This is a genomic window from Vreelandella sp. L-25 (genome assembly GCF_056857535.1).
In genome coordinates, this window is the sequence record NZ_JBSXNH010000026.1 from 1 (window position 1) to 2,166 (window position 2,166).

Annotated in this window: 3 protein-coding genes; all 3 read right to left on the bottom strand. The window is 50.0% G+C overall.

Annotated features, from left to right (window positions below; genetic code table 11):
* Window positions 1-335: 335 nt before the first annotated feature.
* Window positions 336-1,280 carry a nucleotidyl transferase AbiEii/AbiGii toxin family protein gene (locus AC13CN_RS01635; protein ID WP_172515396.1) on the bottom strand — a complete coding sequence of 315 codons (945 nt, stop codon included), beginning with the start codon at window positions 1,278-1,280 and terminating at the stop codon, window positions 336-338.
* Window positions 1,277-1,693, bottom strand: coding sequence for a DUF6088 family protein (locus tag AC13CN_RS01640; RefSeq protein WP_197746080.1), 417 nt, complete (start codon window positions 1,691-1,693; stop codon window positions 1,277-1,279). The genes AC13CN_RS01635 and AC13CN_RS01640 overlap by 4 nt, the downstream gene beginning before the upstream one ends.
* A 238-nt stretch (window positions 1,694-1,931) precedes the next feature.
* A partial coding sequence (locus tag AC13CN_RS01645) for a hypothetical protein (RefSeq protein ID WP_483052976.1) occupies window positions 1,932-2,166 on the bottom strand: 235 nt, incomplete at its 5' end.

The window sequence follows — 2,166 nt, forward strand, 5'->3', positions numbered from 1 at the left end:
TCACCATCTTGATAAGCAGAGGTCAGCGTCTGCTGTTCAGAGTCAGAAAGTGGAGCAATAAAGCGCCTTCTTGCCATGGTTCCATCCGTGCCCGAGATCCTTGCATCGATAATACACGAAAATATTAGATTAAGCACTTACATTACTCACATGGTTTTCACCCTGTGAGCAGCCAAATGGCAACCAGTTGGCAACCAAATTGCCACCGCTGCAGCAAGACGAGGGTCACTACATAGCAAGCCGCATAAAGCGGCTCAGACAGTGAATCAGGGTGTAACCTGACAAGCGCACCTCGCGCAGTAGTGGAAAAACAGACTTTAGCGCTCAGCCCTACCTTACGTCAGCAGACGTTGAGCCAATTCGTTCACTGTTTGTAAAGCTTCATCCCAGGACGCGGGCTCATCGTGATAAACCAGCGGGCCGATAAAACGCTCGTAGCGATCCTGATGGATGGGGTTGGTCTGTAAGCACCCTAGGCCATAGAGCAGCTCATCTGCTGGGCTAGTGACAAATTGTGTATGCTGGTTGCCGAACTGAGACACGTCCGTCTGTATTACTGCCTGTACCAGCGGGCGTAATGCAGCCATGTCATATCCGCCAGCTGTCGCCATGTGAAGATCGTAGACGTGCCTCACCAGCGTTTCGTCGTCTTTTCGGGAAGGATCACGATTCACGTGGGCTGTGCGACGTAGCAATGCCACCAGCTTCTCGCTAATTGTGGCGGGTAGGCTAACCACCGTAAAAGAAGCTACCTCTGGGGGTAGTTTAAGAACATCGGCGTACAAGGAACTGACAGAACAAGCCACGGCGGGCTCATAAAGTTCTGATGCTGCAACGTCTAGCTTCAAGTCAGGTCGAAGCGCAGAGATGCTGCCCTGGGTACGGGGATAGCGAACGGTAAACTCCGCATACCGGTACTCGTTACGCTTGACGATTCCAGCATTGGGATCAAGCCCTAGGATCGGAGAGCGGCTGATAACTGTTTCTATTTCGGACAGCATCGCTTTTCGTTCTGCCTTTAGAGCCGTTCTAGACATGCCCGTTGCTACCCCATCGCGAGCAACAAGCTTGATATCAATATCTTCGGACATACGGAAAAGCTTGTGGTGGGCTTTGGCTAGGCTGGTACCCCCTGCGAATACCAGCTCAAACGCCTCCGAGCGCAGCGTTGAAAGTAGACTCAATAACTGAACGGCATAGACATCTTTTTCGACAATAGCGGGGCTGTCGATTCCCAGCGCATCCGCCACATCGGGAAACATTCCAGAATCAATGTTCATACAGAAACTTGCTCGATACCTAAGCGATATTTACCGTAGGCAATCTGGCGATGAAACGGGCCCTTGACTCTGACCACCACTCGCGCTGGAATTTGTGTGCGCCCCGCCTGATAAGCTTTTTCTGCACTGGCTGGCTCCCACTGTACTCCTAAGCGGTTTAATGCCTCTTTGGCTGCTTGGTCAAAGCCACCGGGCGCTGCAAGCATTGGTTTGCCTGTAATACGGTTTGGGCGCGCTTTGGCGTATAGGCCTTTACCAATACGCACTAATCGTCCCTGCACCTCCAATTGCCGAAGCACCCGGCCTACTTGGTCATAACCACCCAGTGCAGCGAAATCATCACGTAGAAAAACCATCCGCCGACTTTTGCGAATTTTGTCACGAATGCGTGACCCAAGCGTTTGAGCGGTCATGCAACGCCTCCATAGCTGGACAATGACGATAGTTATTTTATGCCTTCAGACTGAGAAATTCAAAAACACGACACTAGAATTAAACAAAAAAATAAATTTATTCAATAAAATCAATTATTTTTATGCAGTTTAAAAAACAAAAACCGCCGCAAATTCGGCACAAAACAGCCTCTATTCTGAGCCGCGCAAAAACAAGGTAAGCGCTCCACCAACCTTGCAATTACCCACAAATCATCAGCTACATAAGCATACTGTTGATAAAGTAAAGCCCGATGTGTTTTTTTGGCTTCTCAGTTCGTTCGATATGATAAGAGGTATCAATATGGGACAACACTAGGGTCTCCCCATTTTCCGGCGTGTCATCGGCATAGTCCTCCTGAGGAGGTGAACAAGTCTGGTATTCGTGCCTCGGCGTCTGGCGCTCTTCTCCAGAGGGGGTAGAAAACACTTCGGCCTTGAGCAAACAGCCGTTG